The organism is Microbulbifer maximicatervae (SeqCode) (genome assembly GCF_052467505.1).
Genome location: NZ_CP174313.1, coordinates 1775884 through 1802143, shown reverse-complemented (window position 1 = coordinate 1802143; position 26260 = coordinate 1775884). Strand labels below are relative to the sequence as shown.

Sequence of the window (26260 nt, the reverse complement as noted above, 5' to 3'; positions counted from 1 at the left end):
TCCTCCTTTTCTGGTGCTTCGTATTAGTTCCATTCTCATTCTTTGAGATGTATGTGATTAAAATCACTGCTTGTGGAGGTTGTCCGTTAAGTTAGCTAGCAAGTCATGAAATCAATGTATTTTGAGCTTTTAAGAATAAAATAAAAAAATATCTGCACGATTCCCCCAATCTGATGGATATGTATTTAAAGCGACGCGGATAAAGTGGCCCACAGTGGTAGATGCCGCGACAGAGTCAAATGGAATAGTTTTTGGGGAATCTCTATGGTTGCTATTATCAGCGGAGACGTACTGGGTCTTTTCAATAGTACAAAGACCGGTATCGGTTCAGCGAGTTTTGGTCAGGGGCGTGAGTCTGTTTATGTGAACGCCTCAACCGGCAACCTGGTTTTGCGCCAACAGGATGAATTTGTAGCGGCAGCTGGCCTCGACTTGTCCATGTTGCGCACCTACAACAGCCAAGGGCAGATGGATGGTGATAACAACGACGGTTTTCGCTTCAATTTTTCCAACCAGCTGATCAACCTGATTGGCAGTCCCGGGCAGACGGGTAGCCAGGTTACCCGTATCGGTGGTGATGGCTCAGAAACAATTTACCAGTTTGATGCCCATCAACAGGCCTATGTTTCAAGTGACGGCGCCGGTGCCCACGACCAAATCATTTATGACAGTGGCAGCAATCAATGGGTCTGGCGTGAGGGCTCAAGTCGCAGTGAAGAAGTATACGGTCAGGTTAATGGCGAGTGGAAAATGGTGGCCCGTGTGGATGCCGAGGGCCGGCAACTGGTTTTTGGTCATAACAGCAGCGGCTTGGTCGATAGCATCACCGATGCGGCTGGGCAGAGTTTCACCATTAGCTACAGCGGCAGTAAAGTTACCGGTGTTAGTGTTAGCACCGATGGCGCTGCTCAGCAGCGGCTGTATTACAGCTACGACAGTCAGGGGCGGCTGGACTCAGTAACCGTTGACTTAACCCCACAAGATAACAGCATTGCCGATGGCAATGTATACCGTACCGAATACACCTATGACGGCAGCAGTAATCGCGTTCACACGATTGAGCAAAGCGATGGCAGCTACATGGTGTTTATGTACGTCGATGTCGACGGCCTGGGAGATTATCGGGTCAGTGAAGTGCGCAGTGGTCGCCACTCTAATTCCGGTCTTGCAGAAGAGTTGGATGGCAGCGATCGGCGTATCACCACCTATAGCTATGACCTGGAAAATAACACCACCAAAATTACTCAAGTGGTTAACCCCGAATCCGATGCCAGCAGCTGGATCGGGCCGCAAACGGAATTGGTTTTTGATGGCGCCGGACGGGTTATCGAATTAAAAGCCCCTGCAGACCAAAATGGCGTGCGCGAGAGTACCCAGTACAGTTATGACGACGAAGGTAATTTAACCTCAAAAACTGATCACAGCGGCAATACCACGGTTTACGAATATGACAGTCGCGGCAATCAAACCCTGCTGCGCGACGGGCAGGGCAATACGCTCGAGCGGGAATACGACAGTTATAACCAGCTGATTAAGGAAACGGTCTACTTGCAACCGGACCCCGATGGCGATGGCGAGGAAATGCCAGCAGACCCCCGGGTAACCCACTATGTTTACGACGACATGCAGCGCCTGCGCTATGTGGTAGGCCACGACGGCACGGTACAAGAGACCCGCTACGACGACGCAACCGCTACCGCGCGCGCTATCAGCAGTATCACCTACTTGCACCACGGCTACTTTGATCAGTTCTTGGTGGATACCTACACCCAGGCAAGCGTCAGTTACGATATCGATTTTAGTCTCAGTGCCCTGAATACCTGGGCGCAGGAAACCCAGGCGGACATACTCAGTAGCGAACTAGAGAATGCCACGCGCAGAAGCGATACCCGTTTGGACTTCCGCGGTCAGGTCTATAGCGTTACTGATTACAGTACCGTGGATGTGAATGGGGACGGCGTTCTCGATGGTACTGAATCCACCAGCTATACCGTTTATGATGCCCGTGGCCAACTGCTGCACACCGTGGACCCCCGCGGCACAGGTGCAGATTCCTCCAGTTATAAAACCAGCTATGTCTATGACGGGCTCGGTCGTTTGCTCAGTAGTACCGATGCCAAGGGTTACACCAGCACCAGTATTTACAATGACGCTCAGTCGCAGATTATCAGTACCGATGCCAATGGTTTACAGGTAACCCGCACCTACGCCACCAACGGCAGTCTGATTAGTGAGGTCTATCACGATACCCGCGACGGCCTCAGTGCTCGCGGGCAGGTCCAGTATTTCTACGATCACCTTGGGCGCATTCGGGCCACTCAGGATGCCGCCGGAGCCGTCAGCCACAGCCTTTACGATGATAAAGGGCAGATGGTGGCGGTGATCAGTGCCTCGGGCGCAATTACGGAATTCCACTACGATGCCGAGGGGCGGCAAATACAAACCACGCACTACAGCACCCCGGTGAGTGGCACCCAGCTGCAGAGCCTGCTGATTAAAGACGGCGATGCCCTGGTCGGTATTGAGGAGAGTGTCAGCCTGGAGGATTTGCGTCCGGCGGCCAATAGCAGCGCCGACCGCGCCACTTATCAATACTATGATGATGCCGACCGGGTGCGCTTCTTTGTCGATGCGGAGGGCTACCTGAGTGAAACCCTGTACACCGCCCAGGGCGAGGTGCTGAGCAGCACCCGATATAATCTTTATATTGAAGACCCCGCTGCAGAAACGACGGATTCGCTAGAGGCAAAATATGCCTCCAACGATGCCAGTCTCACAGTTGCCAGCCGCAGTGCCACTCACTGGGTGGAGCCGGTGCAGAGCTATGCCCAGGCAGATAGTCCAGGGTTTAACCAGCGCGACACCGCCAGTTATATAGGCAGTGTCGACCTGGATAGCAGTCCCAGCACGCGCACCGCCCGTAACGATTACACGTTGTACGGCACTGTTTACCAGCGAGTGGAAAATACCCAGACAGAATCGGTCAGTGGCAGCGCAATTACCACCGCCTATACCCGTGCACCGGTACAGCCCTATACCTATGCCAGCAGCGCGATTGTGGCCGAGGAATATACGGCTATTGAAAATCGCAGAGTTGATATTTACAACAACCATACAAGCCGCGCGGCTGAACCTCCGGCCGGGATGGCTTTTTCCAGCACTGCGGTGCGCAATGTTGACGGCGCAGTGACTCAAAGCAAAAATGTGACGATCGAACCTCAAAGCAGTGCAGTTGAGTCCACGTCGAGTAGCACCAAATTAACTGCGGGAACTTTTTCTTCAGTAACTGCAAAACCAAATTCAACTAGTGGAACCGGCGACCTATTTGCATTCTTTACTGTGAAAGTTACAGTAACAGGAATTAATGGTACCGGGTTACCTTCGGGCTATGAGCGGACCTTTGAATATAATTATTCGAATAGCATATATGACGGTTCTGCAGATTTAACAAAGTTCTATGGGGACAACCTGCCCTTTGGTGACTATCGGGTTAAAGTCAGTTTAGAAGAGTGGCGAAAGAGTAACCTCGATGGCGTTCCCGGTGAACCGGGCTATGTAATGTGGAAATACAAAGACCACGCTGCGCAGACAAAAGACGTTAATGTTGGCTCTCGTATTAAATGGGATGACCCTACTACTGGCCGAGGGAACTCTACCACCTTTAAATTTAAATCGGGTATCTCTTGGATAAGTAGTACTATCAGCTCTAGTGGCAACAATAACACGGTCATTCTAGACTACCACCCCAGTGGTGACGTTCACTTTAAAATACAGTATTACGCGGCGGATATCTCGGATACTAGTTTGGAGCAGGATGAAATACAGCTCTCTTCGAGTAGTAGGCTGAAACAGGAAGCTAATGGCACGTTTACCGGAGGGGGTAGTTCCAATCAGGTAAAATCGACCAGCTTTAAGGCGAAGACGGAATTTGTATCCAATTCTTCAGCTTTAACCGGTTATTCGACCAGGACAGACATTAAGCAAATAAAAGCAGAGTCCGTAAATTGGGTGACGGGGGATATAGAAACAACTTATACCTACCCACAAGATATGTCCTCGTGGGGTGGCTGGGTAAATTTGAGTATCGGTAATGAACTCCCCGATGGGGTTTACACGGTGACGCTAACAATTACTAAAACAGATAATTCATCTGATACGGATACATTTACCTACGAACAGGGCACCCAGCACTTTTATGATCCAACTAAAATTCGTTGGGATTGGTGGCCATCGGATGAACTGGATGATGAAAGTGGCAGTGGAGCTGTAAAATTCTATTACCGACGTCAGGGAGATAGTAGTGCTAGCTGGATACCTGAGGGTGCTTCACCAGTTGAGCAGGAAGGAAGTAAGTACTACGAGTCCTCTATCAGTGCAGAGCTGGACAATGGTTATTATGATTTTAAGATCGAATACTCCAATGGTGGACAGGTCATAAAAACTGCGTACGATACTTTTAGAATTAATAAAAGTGGTACTTCCGATAATAACAGCTCTGTGGATGCTGATTTTGAGTTTTACTCCACCCGTTATATCACTCAGACAAACGCTTCAGGTGTTGCCGACTACTTTACTCGTAATGATGCCGCGACAATTAAGCGTGCTGAGGTGCGAGTGCGGGATAAGGTCAGTGGCGATCTAGTATCCAGTAGCACCGCTGTTCCCGCAGATTATGTGGCTTGGGTTGAAGAAAATGATGGTACCTTTAGCGGTTTTCTTAACCTGTCCGAAGACGGTGAGCTGGAGAATGGTCGCTATGAAGTAGAAGTCACCACTTATGATTTGAGTGGAGATGAAATCGACACGAATACTTTTGACTACGAGATAGGGGATCAAACTGAGTATCACCCCACCGAATTCCGCTGGCCCGCGAGTTCGCGCCCCGAGGGCACCAGTGTTATTTTTGAATATGAACATAGCCCCGGCGACTGGCGCAGTGTCTTGGTCAATGACGAAGGGAGCGATTTAAAAGTCGTACTCGGCGATGTGGATGAGGGTAGTATCACTGAGGGGAACTACCATTTCCGAATTCGCTACGAGAAAGACGGGCAAACAGTAAAGCAAACGATTGGCGATCCGACACTCACCGTAGATAAAGGGGTTGCGAAAACCAGTGATTTTGATTTCCAGTACACCACCGTTTCTCTACAGGAAGACACGGGGGTAGGGATTATTGGTTACCCGGTGACAATCGGTTCCAGTCCGGCCTTGCAAAAAATCGTTGCCGAAGTGCGCGATCAAAATAACCAGTTGATCTCCAGCGCAGAGACCTGGCCCCAGTTGTATGGCAGTTATAATGGCGAAGTAAATTTATCGGTCGGCAGTGACTTGCCCCCGGGCCAGGCTTATCGTGTCACCTTAACCCTGTATTACGACGATGACAGCACCGTCGGCAAAGAGCCCTTTACTGTCGAGATCGGTGAGCAACCGGCCCAAGACCGGGTGATACACTGGTCTGACCCCAATCTGAGTTCCCACAGTTACTCCCGTCATACCTTTAACAGTGAGGATAGTTTTAATATCAATCACTGGAGTGTCTATGACGCTAGTCCCGCAGGGGCGACTGTTACACAAGTTTATGACTCGCAGTTGCAGCGTTCGGTGGTGGAGGTATCCGGCACTGGTACAGATAATGGATTTAAACTGGGAATAAATGAAGCCGGGGATTCCTGGAATATTACCGATGGCCGCGTGGTTCGCACTGAAATTCAATTTTCCAGTGAAGAGCATACGCGCCTCTATTATACAGTGACTAGTAGTAAGGCAAGCAACGGGGTTGCCTATGTCTCCTATTCCTCAAGCGTTAGCAGTCCCTCTATATCGATAAGCGCTACCAGCGGTTCGATCTTTTATAACTTCCCTTTGGAGGCCCAGTACCGGGATGGCAACTGGCATACCTTTGAGCGGGATATTGTTGCGGATGTGGCCTCTCTGGACCCCGATGAACAAATACAAAGTATTAATAACCTTCTTGTGCGCGGTAGTGGTCGTATCGGTCGGGTAGATATTGTCAATTGGTCCGATGCGGGGCTGAGCGCACAGAGTTTTTCCCGCTACCGTTATAACACGGCTGATAATTTCGACTTGGGACAATGGCAGGTAGGTGATAATGATCCTGCTGGAGCTACGCTCACACAAGTTTATGACCCACAATTACAGCGTTCGGTAGTGGAATTCTCAGGCAATGGTACGGATAACCGTTTTGACCTGAGTAAAAATGCGGCTGGAGAAAGTTGGAATATTACCGATGGTGGTGTGGTTCGCACAGAGATCCAACACTCAGGTGAAGGAGACCTTGCTCTCTTTTACAAGTTAGGTAGTAGTCTTGCTAGCAATGGGGTTGCCTATGCGACATATCACTCTGGGATTACAGAACCTGAAGCTGCGGTATCTTCTAGCGGTACAATTTATTATAAATTTCCATTGGAAGATCAGTACTTAGATGGTAACTGGCACACCTTTGAGCGGGATATCCGTGCGGATGTCAATTCCCTCGATGCAAATGAATATATTCAGGCTATTGATAAGTTATTGGTGCGCGGCAGTGGCCGTATCGGCACTGTAGAAATTGACTCGGTTTTTTCCGCTCAGTCAGGTGGGCTCAATATTCCTCGCCATGTATTGAATAGCGGTGAAAACCTGGATGTTAATAGCTGGGAGATTTACGACAGCACTCCAGCCGGTGCAACCATTGATCGGGTTTACGATGAGTTCTTGCAGCGGGATGTCGTCGCTTTCTCCGGTACGGGGACAAGTAATGGGTTTAAGTTACATAAAAATGCCGCGCACGAAGCATGGAATATTAGTGACAGCGCTCAGGCCCGTATTGAAGTTAACTTGCAGGGGGATACTTACTTATATTTTGGGGTTGAGACTTCGGAGGGGGGCGCCTACTTAAAATATAACCCCTTTATCTCCAGTCCTTTTATTGAAGTTTCTGAATCGGGGACTATTTATTATAACCTCCCTCTAGACAGCCAATACCTGGATGGCAACTGGCATGCTTTCGAGCGTGACTTGCGCCAGGATCTCGCTACTTTGGCCCCGGATGTTGAGTTGTTAGAGGTCGATCGTTTCCTGGTGCGCGGCAGTGGCCGTATCGGTGCGATTACCCTCGGTGAAGCCGATGAAGTCACCTACCTGGAGTACCGCCGGGTTGGGGGGAGTGATGTTGTACGTCACTCCTATAACAACGGCGATAACCTAGATATGAAACAGTGGCGGGTTTCTGACTCTAGCCCGGCGGGAGCCACCGTGACGGAGGTGTACGACACCCAGTTACAGCGCAAGGTGGTGGAGACTTCCGGTGATAGTGCCAATAATGCCTTTTCGCTCAGTAAAAATGTCGATAGGGATTCTTGGGATATTGCCGATGGGGTCAATGCCAGCGTTGAGATGCAATATGCTGGTGAAGGTGAATATCGAATTTACTACAAGCTGGACAGCAGTAAGGCCGCCAGCGGTATCGCCTATGCCAAGTACGATTCAGAAGCCACAGAACCCTATATTCAAGTGGTTTCCGGCTATATTTATTATACCTTCCCCCTTGATGATAAATACCTGGATGGCAACTGGCACACCTTCGAGCGGGATATCCTCGCCGATATTGCCTATTTGGACCCCACTGAAGAAATACAGGCTTTCCGCGAATTTACTCTGCGTGGCAACGGCCGTATCGGCACCGTAGAAATTACGACCGATACCCCTGTCAGTGGCGAGAATCCCTGGCAGCGGGTTGCGGTGCAGCAAAACGGCGACCACTTCAGCGCTAATTTGGGGAATGACCTCAACGGCGATTACGAATATCGGGTTGTCACTTACCGGGACGGTGTTACCGACTATGCCGGTTATACCTATAACAGCGCCGACAACCTCAATCTGGACCACTGGAAAATCTATAAAGACGACTCTGATAATGCGTCTTTAGGGAAAGTCTATGACACCATTTTGCAGAGGGAAGTCATCGAGTTTTCCGGGGAGGGGATTGATGCCGGCGTTAGAATCTATAACGACAGTGACCATGATTCCTTGAATATCGGTGATGGGGTGGTCGCGCGCGCGCAGATTAATCTAACCGGCCCTATTAAACTCTATTACCACATAGAGACCTCTATTGGGTGGGCTTATGTGGAGTATGGTTCAGAGATTTCCGCTCCGGGAGTTTACCTTGCCCCTGATGGTGTCACTCGCTATTACAAGTTTCCTCTAGAAGCAAAGTATCTAGACGGTAACTGGCATACTTTCGAGCGGAACATTCTTGCCGATGTAGCCCTGCTGGATTCCGATGTTCAGGTAGAAAAAATACATGGATTCCTGGTGCGCGGCAGTGGCCGTATCGGCACCATTGAGATTGGCACCCATCGCCTGGACAGCAATCGCTACGGAGACAACGATCGCCTGCTGCGCAGTTTGTCTGGGACTTTCGCCGCCAACGACAGCGGTATTACCCCGGCCACCTGGGAAATGCCCACCTACCACCGCAGCACTGCGGAGGGCTATGCCGTTGAGGGCTACCTGAGTGCCGAGGAGGCGGCGGCGATCGCCTATATGGAAGCGGTGGTGATCGACAATGCCACCGGCACGGCCATCGGCGCCCCCGTGCAAACCTGGATCGATCCCGCCACCCTGCGCGATGGCTCCTTTGCCGGCCGCCTCAACCTGCTGATGGGCGCCACGCTGCCCGACGGCGATTACACCGTGCAGGTGACCCGTTACTACAACGATGGCACCAGCCTGGTGGATGACCCCTTCCAACAGCAGGTGGGGCGGCAGCTGCAAATGGTGGAAAACCCCCGTCTAACCCTGGCCCTGGACCCGTCCTACAGCGCCAGTGGGATGGAGCTATCCATTCGCTCACTGCCCGAGGGTGAGTGGGTCACTCTGCCGGTGGATGCAGAAAATGGCACGGTGGAGCTGGACAAGGACTTTTATGGCAGCGGTGTCTACGAATACCGCCTGTCTTACACCCTGGATGTGGATAGTGTTACTGTGAGCAAGAGCGGCGAGGGCCGCTTTACCCTCGCTCCCGGCGACAGCTATACCCAATATCTCAGCGCCACGGCCAGTGGAGTGGACCTGGCCGATGCCCGTATCAGCCGCACTTTTTACGATGAGGCGGGACGGGTCAGCGGCACAATGGACCAGGAGGGCTATCTCACTGAGTATCGCTACAATCGCGCAGGCCAGCTGGTGGCAACCACCCGCTATGCCAACCGGGTGGCCAGCTATAGCGAGAGCGCACACTGGCTGAACAGCGGTACCCTGAAGACCCTGCGCCCGGTGGTGGACGCGCAGAATGACCGCACCAGCTACTGGATTTACGACGCCCAGGGTCGCGAAGTTGCCGAGATTGATGCAGAGGGTTACCTCTCCGAGCACCAGTACGATGTCGCCGGCAACCGGGTTAAAACCATTCGTTACGCCAGCGCACTCAACGGCCTCGACAACGCACTCGATGCGGTGAACGGCGATGCTTCGCGCCTCACCCTCAAGGGCCTCAATTTTATCCAACACCGTTTTAACGAAGACAATTTGGATCTGGGTAGTTGGGATATCTACGCCCAGAACTCCGGCAGTGCCACGATAGAGAAGGTGTACGATATTCGTATGCAGCGGGAAGTGGTGGAGCTTTCCGGTTCGGGCACTAACGACGGCTTCAAACTGTATAAGAACGCGGCGCACGAGCAGTGGAATATCGAGGGTAGTGCCAGTGTGCGTCTCGAGATGAACCTCAGTGCCCCCAGCCGGATCTTCTTTTCGGTGGAGACCTCGAAGGGTTATGCCTTTATCGAGTACAGCTCGCAGGTGACCAGCCCGGGGATCTATTACTCCTCCTCGGGAACTCCCTACTACCAGTTCCCCCTGGATGCCAGCTACCTGGATGGCAACTGGCACGCCTTCGAGCGAGATTTACAGGCGGATCTGGCCTCCCTGGACCCGGATGTGGAGCTGCTCAATATCGGCGTGTTCCTGGTGCGCGGCAGCGGTCGTATCGGCACCCTGGAAGTTACCACCGAGACCACTGGGCGCCTGGTCAGCAGTGATGACGACCAGGTGAGCGAGTGGCGCTACGACAGCCGCAACCAGGTGACCCACAGCACCGACGTCTACGGCAATACCAGTCACTTCACCTATACCGCCGACGGCCAGCTGCAGAGCAGCCGCAGTGGTCTCGCGATAACTTCCGGCTCGATCCTGGATAATTACCTGGACAACTACCAGGGCGATGCGACCTTTAGCGCCAATGACAGCGCCGCTCGCGACGCCCACTGGGAGTACGATGTACACGGACGGGTGACCGGTGAGTGGGATCACCTGGGGCGGCAGGTCAAAGGGTACAGCTACGATGCCGCCGGGCGGCGCTTGTCCAGTACCGATGCCAACGGTTACACCACCTATTATGCCTACACCGAAGACGGGCAACTGAAATATACCATTGCGCCGGTGTTCAAACCGGGCTCGGAGACCCTGGAGTGGCAGGTCAGCCAGCTGGCTTACAGTGTGTTTGGCGAGCTGACCCGCAGCCGTCAGTACGCCAATCGCCTCAGCGACAGCCTGCTGCACAGCTTGAACCTGAATGGCAATGCAGCGCAGTTGGACAGCTTGGTCGAGGGGCTCGCCAGTGATGGGGACACCGTCACCAGCAGCGAGTACAACCAGCGCGGCCTGCTGATGAGCAGCACAGACGGCGAGGGTTTTACCAGCACCTCTACCTACAACGCCTTCGGCGAGCGCACCCACCTCAGCCAGGCCATCGACCGGGCCAACAGCCGCTTTGCGCAGACGGACTTCAGTTATAGCCGCCGCGGTGAAGTGCTGACCAGTAGTACGCACCTGAGTTACGGCGCCTATACGGCGGTGACCACGAGCAGTGAGTACAACGCCTTCGGCCAGGTACAGGCGACTGCGGATGCGCGGGGCAACCAGCGCGCGTATTTCTATGATCGCCTGGGGCAGGTGGTCGAGGAGCGCGATGCGCTGGGGCAGAGCACCCAGCTGAGCTATGACGCCTACGGCCGCGTCCTGACCCGCACCGACGCGCTCAATCGCACCACTATTTATAGCTATGACGATGTGCGCCGTTCACAGAAAATGACCACTCCACAGGGGGTGCACACCGAAACGCTGTTTACCATTCACGGTGAAACCCTCGAGGTCTCCCTTTACGCCAATGGCAGCTGGCACCGCCAGGCGCGCTATGAGTACGACACCCAGGGCAACTTGGTCAGTACCGAGAATGGGCTGGGTGAGGCGCGTCGCAGTGAATACGACGCTGCAGGTCAGCTCACCGCCACTTTGGATGAGCGCGGCGTGCGCACCGAGATACGTTACGACCTCCAGGGGCGGGTATTGACCCGCACCGAGGATGTGGGTGGACTCAACCTCACCACGACCCAACGCTACGGCCACCGCTTTGAAGAGACGGTGGATGCCAATGGCAGCATGACTCGCACGGAATTCGATCACAACGGCCGCGTGGTGCGGGTGATCGTGGATGCCAGCAGCGATAACTCGGGCCTCAACCTGCTCACTGAGTTTGACTACGACGGCCAGGGCAACCTGTTGCAGATGCGCGAGGGTTATCTCAGCGGCGGCGTGGCGGGCACCGCCAGTTACACCCGCACCCGAGTGTACAGTTACGACGAACTGGGACGAGTGCAAAGTGAAACGGTCGACCCGGATGGGCTGGCCATCGCAACTCACTACCAGTACGACCGGGATGGCAATCGCACCGCCGTGACCAATGCCCTCGGCCATACCAGCTATACGGTATACGACGCCGAAGGCCGCGCGGTATACACCCTCTCCGCCAGTGGCAACCCGGACAACCCGCAGTACACCCTGGTGCAGAGCCAGTACAACGCGGCCGGCGAATTGGTTGGCAAGGTGCAGTACGGCGCGTTCCTAGACAGCGCAGACCTGCCGGCGAACATCGCCAGTGGCGCCGCCCCCGAGGCGATTGCCGCACTGCTCGACAGTGGCGTGGCCCAGCGCAGCACCCGCTATATCTACAATGGCGACGGCCAGCTCACCTACACCATTGACTCACTGGGTCAGGTGAGCGAGACCCGCTACGATGTTGCCGGGCGCGTCAGTGCGGAGATCCGCTATGCGCACAAAATCAATCCGTCTACCGAGAGTGTCGACGACCTGGTGCGCGATACCAGCCTGGATCGGGAGACCCGCTACCAATACGACGCCGCCGGTCGCCAGACCCACCGCTTGCAGGTCTTTGAGCGGGATGGGGCCCAGTACGCTTATGTGACCGAGACCCTGTACACCGCCCGTGGCGAAGTGGCCGGAGAGATCACCTACGCCCGGGCCATTGCCCTGGCCAGTGAGACCACCGCAGACCTGGACCCCAATGCCGCGAACAATCGCCGCAGCCTCTTTATTTACGATGCCAGCGGGCGCCGCACCCACAGTGTCGACAGCCTCGGTTATGTGACCGAGACTCGCTATAGCGACAGCGATAACCGCGAGACGGTTATCCGCTATGCCAACCGAATTAGCGTACCCGCTGTCGCCGATTGGGGTAGCTTGCGCGCTGGAGACCTGTCTATTGGTAGCAGCAGCGCCACCGACCAAGTGTTCGTTACCCAGTACGACAGCGCTGGACGCAAAACCAGCATCACTGAGCAAGTTTGGAATGGCAGCGGACTCAGCAGCTTTACCGAGTACTACGGCTACGACGCTCTGGGCAACCGCACTGAGATCACCGATCAGCTCGGCTACAAGTCCTACCTCAGCTACGATGCCGCCGGTCGACTGACCCATCAACTGGTACCGCGCAATGGCTCACAGGGCTATCTGTCCACCTGGAACTACGACGCCCTGGGCCAGGTGCTGACCGAGACCCATTACAGCCAGGCGATCCCGCTGAATAGCGAACCCAGTAGTATCGATACCGGTGCCCTGGCACACGCCCAGGATCGCTCGACCCGCTACACCTATTCGGCCCGTGGTGAAGTGGTCCTCACCATTGACAGCGCCGATGTGATTACTGAACAGCGCTACACCGCCTTCGGTGAAACCTGGCTCACGATCGAGGCCAAGGGACTGCCCGAGCAGCGGGTGACCTACCGCGGCTTCGACGCCCTGGGGCGGCTGGTAGAGGAGACTGCGGGTCTGCCGGACGCCGAGAGTGACACCATTGCCAATCGCGCCACCCTCGGTGAAGCTGATCTCGGTCGGCACGAGCGCATCGCCACGACCTACTTCAGCTACAACCACTTCGATGAGTTGGCGACCCTGGTCAGCCCGAGAGGCGAGATCTATGTCAGCGCCCAGGAGCACGACCAACTGGGGCGCAAAGTGGCTGAGGTGGATGCCCGCGGTGGCAGTACCCACTCGGTACTCGATGCCTTTGGCAATATCGTCGCCACCACCGACCCCAACGGCAATGTCGGCATTTTTATCTACGATGCCAACAATCGTCTCACCCACCAGGTATTGCCCAATGGCGGCGTAACGACCTATGAATACGACGCCTTTGGCCAAGCCACGGCGGTGCGCAGCTACGCCGAGAAGCTTGCTGGCGATGTGGATATTGCCGCACTGGATGCCGCCGCACTCGACGCACTGCTCAGTGGCAAACAGGATGTGGTGCGCGACCGCTATATCACCAACAGTTATGACAACCGGGGTCAGCTACTTTCGACGACGCAATACGGTTACGACTTGATTGCATCCCAGGCAATCGCCAGTGAGACCCGCTATGAATACGACGCCGCCGGCAACCGCACTGCGGCCATCGACGCCCTCGGCGCCCGCACCGACTACCAGTTTGATGCCCAGGGGCGCATTACCCAGGAAACTGGACCGCAGTTTGCCGCAGCGCTGAGCGCCCACAGCACCGCGACAAGAGAAGTGCGCGCCATTACCGAATATGTCTACAACGCCTTTGACCGGGTGGAGATGACTCAGGGGCGCTACTGGGATGTGAGTGCCGCCAGTGAGAAAACCGATTCCCAGGGTCTGCGCACCACAGAGATGGCTTACGACCACCGCAGCCGGATGATCACCTCTATCGGACCGGAGTTTGCCGCTGCCAGCAACAGTGCATTGAGCACCCCGGACTTTGATGGCGCGATCGGCCAGGTCACCCTGCGCCAGGTTACCGAAGTGCGCTACGACGCCCTGGGCCGCCAGGTCTACGAAGGCCAGCGCGGCCTGAGTGGAGCCGCACTCAACAGCGACGGCAGTGTCTCCGGCACCCAGCACGGCCAGATCCAAGCTGTCGCCTCGGTTTACAACCGCCTGGATCAGCAGGTACTGGTTTTGGATGCCGATGGCGGCCTCACGTTTAACGTGTATACCGCCGCCGGGAACCTCACCACGGAGGTCCGCTACGACCAGCGCCTGCACATCGACGGCAGCACCTGGGACGGCAGTGCAGCCGCACTGGATCTCGACAGTGCCTCCGGGCACTGGCGCCACGATGCCCTGGCGCTACAGGATCACGAACTTACCACCGGGCGCAGCACGCACTTCTACTACAACGCCAACAACCTGTTGGTGAGAACGGAAAGCGACGAGGGCATCTTCTTTGACCTCAACAACCTGGTCGACCCGGATTCCACCAGCGGTGACCAGGGCGAGCTGCAAGAGGGCTTCAGCCACGGCAGCACCCAGGGGTATCAGGTAAGTTACGATGCCAATGGCAACAGCATTATCCAGATCGACGGCAAAGACCAACCCAGCTTTGCCCTCTTTGATGCCGCCGGCAACCAAGTGCTGATGGTAGACCGCCTCGGCTATGTCACTGAATCTGTTTACGATGGTCTCGGCCAAGTAATCGCGCAAACCCGCTATGCCATGGCCCTCAACTTTGATGGCCTCGGGGCCCCCGCCGACAATGAGGCGCGCCACGCCTGGCTGGAGTCTCTTTACAATGACAATCGCGATGGTTTGATTGCCAACCTCACTTCTGAGGAATATGACGAAGAGCTGCGCACCACCGAGTATGTCTACAGCGGCCGCGGCTTGCTATTGGAGGAGCGCCTCAAAGGCGAATCCTTCTCCCGTATCAGCAACTCGGGCACCGCCCTGAGTCGCAGCCAGGTAAGCAGCGATTTGGTGACCCGCTACGGCTATAACGAAACCGGCCTGCAAGACACTGCGGTGCGCTACGACGGGGATGAAAATGCCAGCGACAGCCGCACGGAGAGTGTGTCTTACAACGCCCTCGGCCAGCAGGCACAAACTCAGGGCGCGGAGTACACTGACTACAGCGGCGACCGCGTGCGCGCCACGGTGAGTTATCACTATGACCTGTATGGCAACCGCACCGCAGAGACAGTGCACAACGACGGCGACCAGGTGACCAGCCACCGCTACAACGCCCTGGGCGTGCGCACCGAGACTCGCGATGCGCGGGAGAATCGCGGCGATGCCAACTACCAAGGCACCACGGAGTTTGTCTTCGATGCCTTCGGCCATGCGGTCTACCAGACCAGCTACCAAACCGATATCGACAACCAACAGACCCAGGTGGTGACCTGGCTGCAATACGACGCCCAGGGCCGCGAGACCGCTCGAGTGAGCAGTGCCGACCAGGCCGTAGGTGGCGGTCTAGTGCAGCACGATATCGCCTACAACACCCACGGGCAGATTGTTGGCAAGGGTATCAACACCGCCAACCGCATAGGCTTCGCAGAGCACCAGTACCAGGAGTACTTTGTCTACGACGAACTGGGTCGCCTGTTTAAAACCAACAGCGGCAATGGCACCCCGCGCATCTACTTGTATGACCAAAACGGCAACACCACGCTGGAAATCTCCGCCATCAATAACGATGGTCTGGAAGATGTCACCACCGTGCAGCAGGCGCTGAACGAGACCACCCAGAGTGAGACCCAGTGGAAATACAGCCTTTACGACCAGGAAGATCAGCTGATCACCGTAGTGGAGGCACCGCTGGATACCCCGGATGACAACCCGAACCTGGATGTGGGGTGGAATGTCGACAACGACGGCAGCGAAACCCAAAACGAGGTTAGCTATGGCGAGAGCAGTGGCAGTGTACCGACCGTAGGTGTCCGCAATCGGGAGACCACCCAATCCAGTAGTAGCTCCGTGTGGGTGGACCTGGGCAGCGGGGACATGCCGGCAAGCACCGCTGTGGCTGCCAGTCATGAAATGAGTCTTCCCCCTGAACGGCCGATGGCAACCGAACGTTACTACAATATTCATTTTGTCGACGATGAGGGGCGCGGTTACACCAGCAACCCCGGTGATGCCGAGGCGGTGGACAGCTCGCGGTCTTGGGTGGAGCACTCCGATGAACTCACTTATTTAAGTGAGAATGATGACAGGCTTCGCCTTGAGGAGCTGGACCTTACCACTGAGCAGCGGCAGGGCCTTAGCGGTTTACTCGATAGTGATGAATTTCTTTTAGACGACACAAATAAACAAGCTCGTCAGGGGTACCTGGAGCGGACTTTCCATGAGTATGTTACCAGCCGCGAGGTAACTCTCGACAGCGGTCGCACGATCACCGTGGAGACTACTCACTACGAAGAAATTGAGCAGTTGCATATTTTGGTACCGCTATCCCACGATGGCGTCGAGTACGGCTGGCGCGAAGTAGTGATTACTACTCGTGATTACAACTACAACGTCACCAGTAATTTCCTTCAGGCCGGCGATGATGAGGCCGCTGATATCCTGGATGACGCTCAGAATAACCCCCTGGCGCTGATGCCCAGCCTGGATTGGACCCTGGCAGATAACACCCTCAGTCTCACCAGCGCGGATGTAGCCGATGTTTTTGGCAGCACCGCCAAGGTGCAGGTGCTGGCAAAGAATGCCGAGGGCGCAGTGGTAATGGATAACACCCAGTACGACTGGAGCGACGGCATGGAAATTGCTCTCGCGCCCGGGGTGCACTCGCTGTCGCTGACTTTCCTGTCCCCAGATGGCCTGGTGCTGCACGCGGTGAACCTCTATAGCAACGGCGCCACTACCCAAGAGGGCAGTATTGGCCTTCCGGGGGAGGGTGTGGGCCTGGAACATCTGCCGGAGGTAAATACCTTCTGGCTGTCGGCGGGTTATAAATCCTCAAGACGGGGTGGAGGTAAAGATATCGACTTGCGTTACGCCGACTCGCTAGCTACCAATGAGACAACCTATGGACTGCCTCCGGGCAGCGTCGCTGCCAGTTACCCGGGGCAGGTAGAGGCTTATGGTGACGTGTCGGTTACCTATGACTCGGTGCAAAGTGTTGTTCTGGGTTCTGAGCCGACTGGCAACGGTGATCTCAGAATGTACGAAATGCAGGCTGAGATCACTTTTACGGTCTCGGGGTTGCGGGATGCGACAGGCGCTGAGCTGAATCTATCCATAGGTGGCAATTTGGCAACGGTTATCGTCACCGGTAATGGCACTTTTACGATCGCTGCCGGTTTCTACCGAGCGGTTACAGAGAGCCAGCCAAACCCTGCCATCTCCGTGTCTATGAAGACTAACGGCCAGAGCTGGGGGCATTACGCCGGCGACGGTGGTGCGACTTATACCTCGCCTGAACGCGTCAAGGTCTACGCTTTGCCGCCGGGCACTGAGTCCATCACGTTTGCGGCCGATGGCGAGACGAGGAAGGTCGATGTACCTACCGGGCAGGATTGGGTTTATGTCGACACTTCAGATATGGACAACAGTGCTACTGCTCTCGACTTCGAGCTCTGGGCCTACAGCGGCAACAACCAGACCGGGACCTTGCTCAATCACGCCAAAGGCCAATTTAATAACGACAGTGGCGGCTCGGTGAGCAATATCACCAACGAGGTGCTGAAAACTGTTGACACAAATACTTATACCCGCAGTGCGAGTTCCGATGGTGACGCGAATAGCTCGGTGTTCTATTCCCAGGTGGGCATGTATAACCGCCAGGCAGTCCGCAATATTGCTTTGCAACTGACTGGTGCCGCCAATGACGAGACACTGATTGCCCACCACGCTAGTTATAACGCCTTTGGCGAAACCGTGGCCTCTATCGACAACAATGGCAATGCCACCCTGTACCAGTACGACAAGCGCGGCAATGTGGTGCAGGAGTTGAAACCAGAGGCGGATGTCTACACGGAGCAGATGACCCATTTCCGCGCCCACACCGCCACTGTGTACGGCGTTAACGCTTACGGCGAGACGGTGATGGAAAAAGTGGCTGCGCAAGCCGCCGCAGGCGCCAGCAGCGCCACCCGCACCGCTGTCGACAACTACAACATTAAGCACGAGCAGGTGAGCTTGCAGGACTATGCTGCGGGCTTGTTGGTTGCCAGCCAGGACGCGGTGGGAGACTACGATACCCAGGCCTTCGACCAGGCCGGCAACCTCAAGGGGACCAGCCAACTGGCCTACCGGGCCGGCGAGCGCGGTAGCGGTACCGGTGCGCTCTACTATCAGGTGGCCTACCACTACGACGCCAATAACCAGCTGGTGCGGATGAATCGCTTCCAGGACAGCAGCCGGGCGATCGACTACAACTACGGCGCCTCCGCCTACTACGATGAGTGGGACTACGACGAGTTTGGCAATCGCACCCGCCATCGCAACGCCCTCTACGGCGACACCCGCTATGTGCTCAATTCCAGCTTTGACAATACGGGCGATGCCAGTGCCAGCGGCACAGTTGGACAGGAGACCTATCGCTACGACGGTCTCGGCCGGGTATTGGAGTACACAAGTTACAGCGGCCAGGTGACCGATTATGCCTACGCCTGGAGTGACTATGTTACGCGCAGTGTGCTCGCCGCCAGCGGCGAGCAGGCCCAGGATGACGCCATCCAGGTGCGCCTGGGGGGCTATATCACCTCGGTGGCCAGAGCCGGTATGGGCGGTACCGTCGCGGTCAATTGGAGCCAGAGCTCCCGCGAAGACGTGATTACTGATGTCAGCGACTACTTTGGCAAAGCGGTCTGGCACGACGACTTAGGTGGCCACCGCATCGAATACTCCTATAACTATGCCGGCTGGCTGTCGCGTCAGACAGGCAATACCGGTATGAGCGGCGACGCCCTGTGGGAGGACCGGAACAGCCAGGATATTCGCTACACCTATTACCACAACGGCAACCTGTTCCGCACCTTCGACTACGGCAACAACGGCCTGGTCGATGGGGACCAGGCCGCAGTCGGGGATACGGTGGCGCCGGCGGTGACCGAGTATCGCTATGACAAGGCGGGCAACCGCACCGGTGAGCTCTATTACCGCTCTAACGACTTGTATAACAACAGCGGACGCGTGGTGTATCAGCACAGCAACGCTGAATACGATGAGCAGGGCCGTATTGTCAGCATTGAGGGCTATGACGAATACGGAAATGCCTACCAGATCGACTACACCTTCGATGCCTTTAGTAATCGCCGCAGTGTCAGCAGTGTTTACAACGGCCGCTATGTGGATAACTTAGACGGCACTATCGAAGGGGAAACCCAATCGTTCTATTACACCTACGACAAGAACAACCGCTTTACCCTGACCCTGGGCGAATTCCAGGACGGCCAGATAGTGATGGGAGAGAGTGGAACCGCGATCAGTTACAACGGCCTGGATCAGCGTTATCAAGCTGTGCGCGCCAGTGATGGCAGCATTCGCGAGCAGTACGCCTACGATGCCAATGGCCGTGTCACCACCGTACATATCGACCAGGGCAGCGGCTTTGTCTTGCGCGCCCAACGAGTCAATAACCATGCAGGGCAGGTGACCGCCTCTTACGAGTACGACTCGGATGGCACCCTGTTTAGTGTGACCGAGAATCATCACAATGCCGATGGCACCCTGTTGGGTTACCAGACGACCCGCTATGACGACAGCGGTCGGGCGACCGATGAGGTTACGCGGATGCGCAACACCTTCCTCGGTGATGGCGCAACAGTGGATACCTCGATTACCAGGGCATATCCCGAAGGCGGTGCGGCGCCGACGGTCACCACTTTGCACAACAGTTACGAGAAGTGGGATACCTACAAAACTAAGTCGGTAGTGATCAACGCCGATAACGCTGATCTCACCCCGGAGCAGCGCGCCCAGTGGGAGAGCGGTGAGGCCTACTATACCTATGACAGCAACGGCCATATACGCCGGGTCTACGATGTGGCCAATGAAAGTGCCAGGGCTTACGTAACCGATAAAGAGGGCCGCACTCTGGTGCGCGAAGAGATTCGCGATAGCGGGGAAACTACACTCGGTCGCGAGATGCGTCACTTCTATTACTTCAATGGCCACGCCGTGGGGGATGTGGGTAATGACCGGGTACCGAGCCGCTACGACTATGTGAAAGCGCTGGCGGAAACTGACGGTAGCGGCAACCGCCACCTAAACGACAACGGCGACCATGTACAGGCGGTGCAATCGGCAGACTTTGACCAGAACTTCCAGCCGATCAATCCCAGTTACCCGGCCGCCAGCTATACCAGTTACGAGGCCCAGGGCGGTGAAAGCCTGCAAACTATTGCGGCCACGATCTGGGGAGACTCCAGCCTGTGGTACCTGCTGGCGGATGCCAACGGTCTGCGAGGGGATGAAGTACTGACCCGGGGACAGCGCCTGGAGCTGCCCAACGTAGTCACCAATATCCATAACAATGCCGATACCTTCCGTCCTGTAGACGGCAGCCTACAGTTGGGCGATATCAGTCCAACCCTGCCAGATGTACCGCCACCACCACCGGTTGATTCCGATGGTTGTGGTTTGGCCCAGGTAGTTGTGCTGGTGGTTGCTGTGGTGGCCTCGATGTATCTGGGGCCTTGGGTGATGGGTATGGTATCGGGTGCACTTGCTGGTGCTGGTGCTTTCGTTGCCGGAGCGGTGGGTGCCTTTGCCGCTGGAGCCGCCGTTGCCGCTACCACGCAGGTGGCCAGCATGGCTGTTGGTTTACAGAGTGGCTTCGACTGGAGTGGGGTTGCTCAGGCCGGCGTCACAGCAATGGCGACTGCTGGAGTAATGTATGGGCTGGAAAGCCTCGCTGGCAGTGAGAGTGCCGTTGCTGGTACGTCTGACTTCTTCAGCTCCAATACCGTTGGCTCTGCGATTACAACCAATGTAGTTGATCAGGGAGTCAATATGGCATTCGGTGATCAGCACAGCTTTAACTGGGGCGCGGTGGCCGTTGCAGGGGTTAATGGTGCAATTCAAAGAGGGATGGAAGGAAGCTTTGAGTATGAGACGAGCTATGCGGAACGTACTTACAGCACTGCAAACCTGAATAATGCCGAGGACTTTTTAACCCAGGCCTCTGATGGTTGGCAGCTGACCAAGACACTTCTATCCACTTCTATTAATGAAGCGCTAAATGCAAGCGTATGGGATCAGAAATTCAGCTTCGCGTCAGTGGCACAAAATGCTGCGGTTTCCCACCTGGGATACGCTCTGTCTGCACCGGTGCGCCAATCGCCGATCGCCGTTGAGCCCGGTGCAGATAGGGCTGTCGGCCAAGCAACAGAGCCTACGCCTCAGCACGCTGTCGAGGTAGCTCAAACGGCCCAGCAAACTAAAACCGAAACGCAACTCGTCTTGCAATCCCAACCCGCCGCTGTGCACACGGCCGAGACCGATAGCCGTGTCGAAGTAGTTGCAGAGTCCCTTAATAATCAGCGTACGGAGATAGGTTTCTGTCCAGCGCCGATGGATGAGGTGAATTATGGAGAGGCGTTGGTGGGTAGTGTTGAAGCGATAATCGTTAATGGTGGAGTTAAGCAAGGGCGGGCAGCATTAGGGGAGGAATTGCCAGAAGGTTCTAAAGATGCCCATGACAGTTTTGATTTAGCAGGAATGGACTCCCATGAGCTGCTATCGGAGATTTTGCTAGGGGAGTTGCCGGTTCCATATGAGTTAGCGATTGTGGATGGAAATGGTGATGTTGTGCCAAGTCCGGGTAGTGTACTTTCCTTCGCGATAGATACAAAGCTAGGACTGGAGCTTAGAAATGGCAAGCTAACAGGCACCGTCATTTGGGGGTGTATTGGCAGTGAAGAGTTATGCCAGAAAGCTATACAATCCTTCAATGAAGTCGTAGCTTTCAATGATGATTTTTTAGATATATCTAATCAACTTGTTGAACCCGAAGGGCCAATTCAGAATGAAGTTGACGCTAGAATTATTTTTGGAGAAATAAAAACCGATAATGGAGACAATACTTTAGGAACCTGGAATACGAAAGAAAAATTAATGAAAATTGATCCAGGTGTTGGTAGGTTGGAGCGTGTTCTTCACCATGAATATGGTCATGCCCTAGGTCTTTCCCATCGTGAAAATCTATCCCAAAATTTTATGAGTTACTTCGGGACGAGAGATGGACTTGAAAAGTATGTGTTTCCAGAAGTGGATGCTTTTCAGGAAGCCTACCTGAAGGAGGCCTATAAGCCCTCTCTATTGAAGGGGGTTAAGGGTTTTTTCCTAGATGATTAGCCTGGTTAGGGTTAGTGAAAAGTGTTCTGAGTATAAATGTAAGAGGGTCTCTACAAGTTTAGTTTTTATATTTTAAATGGATTTTAGGGGGCAGGTTTGGAGGGGGTGTAGTTTTTAGAGGCAGCTCTTAAATGATTTTTTTGCCAGGAATGAGTGGTGTAATATATGGCTGAGTGTATCTGGCTCGTCGAAGTGGATGGGAAGGAGTGAGGGTTACGGAACACATTTAAATAAGCCTTGACAGGTCGCAGTAACGCTGCGGCCTGGATACTAACTAATTAAAGGTATGAGTATTAGAAGACTTCGAAAAAAGGCTGGGATAGAGAAATTTCAGACAAAATAATTATACCACAATTTAGGGAGCCTCTGAATAACTCCGTAATGCCTCTGTGGGTCTTGAAGGCTGCAGATGTTAGGCGCACTCGCCGCGAATGGCCGCAGCCCTTGGCAAGACTGCAACGCAGCAACTGTGGCCTTCAAGGCCCGCCCTTCGGGGCTTGCAGAGCGATTCACACTCCGCGTTGCGACTTCTTGAAAGGTCTAGACATTCCTGCAAAGCCGCGCCTTGATTGTGAACCGCTCTGCAAGCCAGAGGTATCACGGAGTTATTCAGAGGCTCCTTAGACTGATTTATATGGGGCAGCCTTGCGCTGCCCCTGTTGGGTGATGGAGAAGGCAGCAGAAGTAGATGCATTTTGTGAGTATCTACCTCAGTTTTCATGGTTGGCGCATGTACTGATATTTTTTATGCTGAACTTGGGAGATCCTTTAGGTGATTCGTGTATCTGTCGCACGGAGCGGGGCCGATGAAGTCAGTTAGGGAAAGAGTGAGTGATTAAAAAAAGTTTCCATCAATTATTGGGCGTACAAAATAATATCTATTGATGAAGTAGACTGGATTTAGTTGCGGCCGCTTAAAAAATAGCGCTGACGCTTGTATTGCTCTTGAGACCAAGGTTTATAATGTGCTGGGTGCAGGCAAAGCGTGCTTTCTCAATGGATTCCTCCAAGCGTTTAAAGCGGCTTTCAAAGACATGGTTGAAATAGAGCCGGTACTTTGATGATATATTTTGCCATTCTAGAATTTGTGGGATACCTTCGGCAATAGCGCTGCTTTTTCAAGGTGCAGTTATCGGCCATTCCAGTCAAATAGTGATGTATGGGGTTAATTCGCTAGCACTTTTTATACTGGCTCAATTAAAGCAGTAATTTTCGCGGCGCTTTTGGTCCAATTGAAAGGTTTCGCCGGCGCTCAATTGTGGACCTTAATGAACGCCTTAATTTTATCCTCCAGCCCCCTCATACTGGAAAAGTCACCCCGTAGAGTGCTTTGCGTTCCAGCTGTGCAACCCTCCCTGTTACAGTATTCAGTCACGATAAAATAGATGGAGTAAAGCTAAAGTGTACTCGTGGATTCAGAAAAACCCAAGATGTAATAATTAATGTTTTGTGAAGCTCTGATTGTATCTATTTTCTTGACGTTTTTGATTCAAATAAAGATCGTAGTGTGACACATTTAATAGTTTGAGCTTAGTGTTACATCTATTTAATTGCAGTTATATAAAATTAAAATGGATTCCGATGAGGAGTGAATTAATTTATTGCCCAGTATTCAGTTTGGCAATCTAAGGTATCAATTGTCGGATACTTTTTGAAGTAAATATTTACATACTTTATCTCAGGTATGGCGCGGTGTTAATTTCTTATGACTGTGAACTAAGATGGTGCCAAATACCAAAAAGTAGAGCTTTTGCAGGAAGCTTGTCCTTTGTAATAAAAGTCAGGAAATCTAAGATGAAGTCTCGTGACAATTACCCTTTTTTGTCACCTAACTTATCTGTGAGGTTTTAAATGAGACTTAGGTCTAATTTTAAGTGTTTTGCCTGGATGTTGATGATGCTTCCGGCGGCTGGCTTTTCAAAGACAATCTATATGTCCTCTGAGGGAGATGACTCCAATACCGGTATCAATATTGAGGAGCCGGTAAAGACTTTATCCCGGGCGCAGGAGCTAGTGGATTTTAGTGATGGTGATACCACGATTGCTATTCGTGGCGGTACTTATTACGCTGAAAGTGTGAAATGGACTGAGACTGATAAGGTATATCGGTTAATTATTAAGCCTTACGCTGATGAGGAGCCGGTATTTGAGGGGCAGGGAAGCCAGTCATTTTTTAATCTGAGCGCTCAAGATGGTCAGTGCACCAATGTTGAGATCAGTGGCTTAACATTGCGCAACTATGCCACCTACGGAATAATCTTTAATGGTGGTAGGCAGAATAGAGCGTCGAGCTGGAATGGCTGTAATAAAATCCACGATAATAAGTTTGTGGAAATGGGCACATTATTTGATGTTAGTAACTGCCCAGAAGGTTGCGCTGGGTATGGTGTGGTTGACGTTGTAAATTCAAAATATAACGTGATTTATAATAATGTTTTTCATAAGGCGGAGAATATCCCTGAGCAATCATCGTTAATGCATGCAGTATATCTTGCTCATAATAGCAGTGAGAATGAGGTGTATGGGAACTACTTTTACACTATATCAGGTGACCCTGTTCGGGTAAGGGATGCTAGTAATTTTAACAATATACACAGTAACTATTCAGATCGCTCTGGAAAGATAGCCTTTCTTTCTAGCTGGCGTAATGTAGCCGGTGGGGAGCAGCCTTCGTTTGGTAATTTAGTGAAAAACAACATAATTACTTTCCCCTATCGTGATCGTAGTAAAATAGAAGTTACAGCTACTCTTGCGTCTGACGATGTTGGTACTTTTATTGAAAGAGAGCAAAAGTTCTATCATGGAGATCAAATAGTTAAGGAAAGCATTGGAGGCACCATCGCTGGTGACTTTAATGGAGATGGCCTGGATGAAATATTGGTAGCATTAAACTATAACGACTTTACAAAAGTTGTTTTGGCTACTGGTGGTGAAGGGAAATACCTTAAGGACGTTGTCTATATCGGTTCGGATTATAAAGTCTCTAATTTGGAGAGCGGTAATTACGGTGGTGGTGAGTCGGACCAGGCTATTACTGTACTTTCAAATAGGGAGAGTGATGAGACAATAGTTTACCGTGGTAACGGCACTAGAAGCTTATTTGATCAAGGGCAACTTTTTAATAGCGTTGATATGGGCATTGACGCAATAGTATCGGGTGACTTTGATGGCGATGGCGCTTCTGAAATTGTCACGGCTATGACCGCACCATCAGGTGAAACGATCATCTACCGTGGAGACGGTATTGAAGGCTTGACAAATATGGGGGTTCTACACCGCAGTGACTACTGGGAAGTCCCCGCGTTGGCATCTGGCGATTTCTTGGGGGCAGGACACGATCAGCTAACAGTGGCCTTCCAGTCGGATGATGAAACCCGAATTTATCGTGGAGATGGTATTACTTCAGCAACCGGGTACGGATACTTTTATTCAAGCCCTGATTTCACAATTACTGCAATGGAAGCTAATGACTTTAGCGGATCTTCACTCCCTTCATTAGTTACAGCCTTCAAGCGTAAAACAGCAGGTGATGTTTCCCTCTATAGTGGGGATGGTATGAACACGGCAATGGACAGGCAGTTTTATAGTAGCATTTACTGGGATATTACTGCGTTAACCTCTGGGTCTTTTAGTCGCGATGGCAGTGTGAATTTGGTGGAGTCATTTACCAACCTTAGTCAAAGCCAGATCTGGGCAGGGAATGGGGTTAGCAGTATTTCATCTGGAGGCCTTATCCATAAACTGGAAAAGTTGTAACTGTCATTAAGTGTAATATGGCCGGTACCGCCTAATTGAGTACTGTATAGAGTCCCTTTCTACTCTTTGGCTGGGGGCTCTTACAAGAAGGTGCCTACAA

2 protein-coding genes are annotated in these 26260 nt (G+C 53.3%); both read left to right on the top strand.

Going from position 1 to position 26260, the window contains the following annotated elements; all coding sequences use genetic code 11:
* The first annotated feature begins 264 nt into the window (after positions 1-264).
* On the top strand, positions 265-22404 hold the full coding sequence (locus ACJJIN_RS07870) for a hypothetical protein (RefSeq protein ID WP_444897591.1): 22140 nt from the start codon (positions 265-267) through the stop codon (positions 22402-22404).
* A 2013-nt stretch (positions 22405-24417) separates the two neighbouring features.
* Positions 24418-26160 (top strand): hypothetical protein, encoded by a 1743-nt coding sequence (locus ACJJIN_RS07865; RefSeq protein WP_444897590.1) that lies wholly within the window; start codon positions 24418-24420, stop codon positions 26158-26160.
* Positions 26161-26260: the final 100 nt, after the last annotated feature.

Bases quoted from the DNA above. Each gene is read 5' to 3' on its own strand.
- ACJJIN_RS07870 (WP_444897591.1), top strand. From the start codon at position 265: ATGGTTGCTATTATCAGCGGAGACGTACTGGGTCTTTTCAATAGTACA.